General features: G+C 61.7%; 4 protein-coding genes and 1 pseudogene. 3 read left to right on the top strand and 2 right to left on the bottom strand.

The window, feature by feature from the left end:
* Nucleotides 1–319: 319 nt before the first annotated feature.
* Nucleotides 320–1,468 carry a site-specific integrase gene (locus tag ACXJ7R_RS25035; protein ID WP_457154167.1) on the top strand — a complete coding sequence of 383 codons (1,149 nt, stop codon included), beginning with the start codon at nucleotides 320–322 and terminating at the stop codon, nucleotides 1,466–1,468.
* Nucleotides 1,469–1,511: 43 nt separating this feature from the next.
* Here the strand turns inward: ACXJ7R_RS25035 and ACXJ7R_RS25030 are convergent, their stop codons facing one another.
* The gene (locus tag ACXJ7R_RS25030; protein WP_457154165.1) at nucleotides 1,512–2,030 is read right to left on the bottom strand and encodes an RES family NAD+ phosphorylase; all 519 of its coding nucleotides are present in this window, start codon (nucleotides 2,028–2,030) and stop codon (nucleotides 1,512–1,514) included.
* The gene (locus tag ACXJ7R_RS25025; RefSeq protein WP_457154166.1) at nucleotides 2,027–2,416 is read right to left on the bottom strand and encodes an antitoxin Xre/MbcA/ParS toxin-binding domain-containing protein; all 390 of its coding nucleotides are present in this window, start codon (nucleotides 2,414–2,416) and stop codon (nucleotides 2,027–2,029) included. Before ACXJ7R_RS25025 ends, ACXJ7R_RS25030 begins: the two co-directional genes overlap by 4 nt.
* Nucleotides 2,417–2,538: 122 nt before the next feature.
* Here ACXJ7R_RS25025 and ACXJ7R_RS25020 point away from each other — a divergent pair.
* Both ACXJ7R_RS25020 and ACXJ7R_RS25015 read left to right on the top strand, forming a co-directional pair.
* Nucleotides 2,539–3,562, top strand: a pseudogene (locus ACXJ7R_RS25020) (integrase); the annotation flags it as partial.
* 828 nt (nucleotides 3,563–4,390) lie between these two features.
* On the top strand, nucleotides 4,391–4,788 hold a 398-nt coding region (locus ACXJ7R_RS25015), incomplete at its 3' end, for a MerR family DNA-binding transcriptional regulator (RefSeq protein ID WP_457154164.1).

Raw genomic sequence — 4,788 nt, 5'->3', positions numbered from 1 at the left:
CGCTCAGGGCGGCGCCGGCCTGGAAGGCGGCGCCGGCGTCGCTCGGCGCGCCGCCAGCGGCGAGCGCCCAGGCCGGGACGGTCGGCGGCGCGGTGGGGCTGGCGGTCGCGGGATCGAGGCGAATCATGGTTTTGGAGGGTAAAGCGGTCGTGCGCTTTATGCCATTGATTTCGGCCTAAAACGCACAGCCTGTCGGCGTGATAAAACGAACGATAATGTTGCATTATCGTTCGTTTTCGTCTCTATAGGAGAAATGGCCGTTTTGAGCGAGCAGAAGTCCAAAAATCCCGCTCCGCAAGCCTCCCGGCCGCCCCACGGTATGGGCGCGCTAGGAGATGTTCCTGACGCGCGCCTGTCTCCAGAACCGGCGGCACCGGACGAGCTGCCCGATATTGTCGATCTGGTCATGGAGATGAGCCGCGGGGCCGATGACGAGTCCACGGCCGAGGCTCCTTCCCCCGCCCTGCTACGACCCGGTGTGCCCACACGCCTGGAACGGCTCGCCGATCGCGCGCGCGATTATATCGAGGCTGCCAGTTCGGCCAACACACGCCGCGCCTACGCCTCCGACTGGCGGCATTTTGCGAGCTGGTGCCGCCGGCAAGGTATCGAGGTGCTTACGCCCGATCCGCAGATCGTCGGACTTTATATCACCGCCTGCGCCTCAGGCGCGGGCACTGGGGATAAGAAGCCGAATTCGGTCTCCACCATCGAGCGCCGGCTTTCCTCGCTGTCCTGGAATTATGCCCAGCGTGGCCAGCCGCTCGACAGAAAAGACCGGCATATCGCCACCGTCATGTCCGGCATTCGCAACAGTCACGCCTCCCCTCCCCGGCAAAAGGAAGCCATTCTGCCGGAAGACCTGATTGCCATGCTCGAAACGCTTGACCGCGGCACGCTGCGCGGCCTGCGCGATCGTGCCATGCTGCTCCTGGGTTTCGCCGGCGGCCTGCGCCGCTCCGAAATCGTCGGTCTCGACTGCGGCCGTGACCAGACCGAGGATTCTTCGGGCTGGATCGAGATCCTGGAAAAGGGGTTGCTGGTGACGCTGCGGGGCAAAACCGGTTGGCGCGAGGTCGAAATCGGCCGCGGCTCGTCCGATGCCACCTGCCCGGTTGTCGCGCTGCAGGCCTGGCTCAAATTTTCCCGGATCGGCCATGGGCCCCTCTTTCGCAGGGTGGCTGGGCAAGGCAAACAAGTGGGCGCCGAGCGGCTCAACGACCAGGAAGTGGCGCGGCTGGTCAAGCGCACCGCTCTCGCCGCTGGTGTCCGCGGCGATCTGTCGGAAGGCGAGCGTGCGACAAAATTCTCGGGCCATTCCTTGCGCGCCGGTCTTGCCTCCTCGGCCGAGGTCGACGAGCGCTATGTGCAAAAACAACTCGGACACGCCTCGGCTGAAATGACCCGCCGCTATCAGCGGCGCAGAGACCGGTTTCGCGTCAATCTCACCAAGGCGAGTGGATTGTAAGCCGCAAGGGCCTCCTCCCCTGCCCTTCGGATCGCGGGGCGCCCTATCGCCAGGATAGCTGGTCCTTCGGCAACCGACCGCTCGGGTCGAATACAGTTGCCTTGTGCGGCAGATCCGGACCCCAGTCCCAAAGGACCAGGTTGCGATCCTCCATCTCGGCGCTCGGTGCGAAGCTCGGAACCACAATGCCGGCAACATTTCGAGGCCGCAGCCGGTCGTAGATGGACCAGGACGCCGGGCGCTCTCCGTCGCTAAGGGCCGTCGCCCAGGCGCAGGCCATCTCTTCGAGCGTCACAGAAAACTCTGCCCTCCCCTCTTCCGTTGTCAGATCCGAGATGTCGTCACAATCGATCTCATAGGAGCAAAGCACGCACGGATCGATCCGCTGCGCGAAGCCCTGGTTGGCTTCCTTGATCGCTGTCATCAGGGTCAACGCTAGATAGAGCGCCGGCACGCCTTTGGGATTGAATCGCGCACCTCTGATCGMCGCTCCTTCACCGGAACTCGGCCTGAATGCCCAACGTGGATCGTGTGCCCGGTAGCAGGTTCTGACGAACCTCACGCAAAACCACCAACGGCCATGTGATCGAGATAATCACGGACCGCTGCTGCCTTGCCATCCTTCACCAGCGCTTCAGCAGTGCGGCCCCCAAATGCCGGAAGCGGCTGAGCCCGATACCAGGCCATCGCCTGCTCCTTGCCGCCCGCCCAATCCGTCACGCGGCTGATAATCTCGAGCATTTCCCGCAGACGGCCCTGGGTCTTAACCGTAGCGCTGCGCTCTGACCGATAAAGGGTCTCGCGAGCAAGACCGGCGGTCTGGGCCAACTGGCCCTTGGACATGCCAAAACCGTCCGCGACCTGCTCGATCGCAATCTTCCCGTTCCTGTCCAGATAGGACAAGATGAGAGGTCCATTCTGCTCGGGGATCTTCAGTGCATGAGCCATAGAATTCATCCTACCATATTGAGAGTCATATTTCTTGTGCAAAAGATATGGCATTTCTGGGCAGATTTCAAGCTCGGCACCGAACCAATTCAAGGTTGCTGCCTGGCACGCATGCGGATTGAGCCGACCGTGCGCGCCACTATGTCGAGGCAGCAAGTTCGGCAGACATCCGTCGCGCCTATGCCGCCGACTGGAAGGATCTTTGCACCTGCTGCCGGCGTCAAGTCGTTTGATCCGCAGCTGCCAGACCCACAAATCGTCGGCCTCTCACGGCCAAGGCCTCGGGATCGCCAGAGGGACAACAAGTCGGTGTCGGCCATCGAGCGCCGCCTGTCGTAGCTGACCCTGGAACTTCACGCAACGCGGTCAACCGCTCGAACCGAAGGACCGGCATTTCGCAACCGTACTCGCCGGCATCCGCAACGAGCACGCCTCCCCTCCCTGTCAAAAGGAAACCATCCTCCTTGTTGCCATGCTGTAAACGCTCGATCGTGGCACGCTGCGCGGCCTGCGCGACCGGCCATGCGCCATGCGCCGCTCCGAAATCGTCGGCCTTGATGTTGCGCGCGATCAAACGAGGACGGTTGCGGCTAGATCGAATTTTTCCCGGACAAGGGCGCGCTGGTTACTTTGCGGGGTAATACCGGCTGGCGCGAGGTCGAAATTGGTCGCGGCTCGTCCGACGCCACCTGCCCCGGTCGTCGCCCTGCAGACCTGGCTGAAGCTGGCCTGTATCGCACACGGCCCCCTCTTCGGCCGCGTCACCGGTCAGGGCAAAGCGGTGGGAGCCGAGCGGCTGAATGATCAGGAGGTGGCGCGGCTGGTCAAACCCGCCGCCTTGGCCGCCGGCGTGCGGGTATCTTTCCCGAGGGCGAGCGCGGCCAAAAGTCTTCTGGCCATTCGCTGCGCGCTGGCCTCGCGTCCTCGGCCGAGGTCCACGAGCGCTATGTGCAGAAGCAGCTTGGCCACGCCAGCGCCGAGATGACCCGCAACTACCAGCGGCGTCGCGACCGTTTCCGGGTTCTAATTAAGGCGTCAGGATTTGTGGGGTGCGGTACGCTCACGGCCGCAGGTGACTCGGGATGCGCCAATGCGCCCGGGAGGCACATGCCCAACCATAAAGTTGATAGTGTCCAGGGTTTTTGATGCCGTGCATCCTCCAACTTGAAGAGCTGTTCCCAGCTGGGAACTTAAAGTACGGGTGGTGCGTGCTAGACTAACAGGTGTGCGAGAAGCTTGCTTCTCGATGCGTCCTCGGAATCCTTCACAAACAGTTGGGCTGGACCCAGAGGTAGGCTGCCCAGCGACTGCAACAGCCTCCCGCTTGCCTCATTGACGACGCCCTGGGGGAGGATGCGCGTGGACAGCCTTGAGTTGCCATTGTCGAGAACCGCTTGGCGCGGAACGCCTTGTTGCAGCGAAGGGGGCCGTGGGGCGTCTAACTGGCCAGCCTGGTAGGCGCGCGATTACCGAAGTGACATTGGAAGCGTCGTGGCATGGCTGCATCACAAACACATCCGATCGTCTCCGACGCCAAGGAGTGACACCCCTAGGGACTGCGCGAGTGCCGTGCCTGCCGTCACAACAGGAATTTCGCCGCCGCACCAATGTGGGGCATCTTCCCATGCGCCGAAAGCTGCGCGCGCCTTTGTAGGTCGCTCGCCGCCGCACGCGGAAGAGCCAATCGGCATACCGACGTCCACTATCCACGCGCAACGCGCTCGCCCTTGCGCCCATGCTCTTGACCACCTTCATAGCTATATTTTCAACGCCTGATGCGTGGGACGCCGGCGATAGCGAAAGTTCCCAGCTGGGAACTGCCTTGTGTCCATTTGCCCGAATTCTCCGAATCGGGCATAAGCCCAGTAACGGAAAAACCGCGTAATTCGAAAAGTTGGCGTAGTTGGCGTGGCGTTARCAGCTTGTTAACCACAGTCGCTATCAATAGGCGCTGGGTGCAAGAGGAGAATCTGGGTGACGCGGCATCTAAGCAGCCTTCAGTTCATGAATACCTTCTCCACGAAACTCGAGAAGGCACTCAACAATCTATCGCTGGCTCAGTATCCTCCTGACGCGGTTCGTACGATGCGCAAATTCACTTCGACGGAAGTGGCAGCATTGCTGGGAGTGACCGAAGCTTACATACGGCAGGTCTCCTTAAAAGGGCAGGGACCCGAGCCAGAGACAACGGCCACCGGGAAGCGCCTATATTCTGTGGAGCAGGTACTCGACCTTCGGATGCACCTGGCGGAAAAGGCACGGAAGAAGTGGATCAATCCTCGTCGTGTTAAAGGCGAGGATTGCCAGATCATCGCGATCACGAACTTCAAAGGTGGATCGTCCAAGACAGCGACCACTATTCACTTGGGTCA

This window comes from Mesorhizobium sp. P5_C1, assembly GCF_054049815.1.
Note: the sequence above shows the minus strand (reverse complement) of the source record. Positions and strands in the feature narration are given on the sequence as shown.

Coding starts and splice junctions, on each gene's coding strand:
- ACXJ7R_RS25035 (WP_457154167.1), top strand. CDS start 320: ATGGGCGCGCTAGGAGATGTTCCTGACGCGCGCCTGTCTCCAGAACCG.
- ACXJ7R_RS25025 (WP_457154166.1), bottom strand. CDS start 2,416: ATGGCTCATGCACTGAAGATCCCCGAGCAGAATGGACCTCTCATCTTG.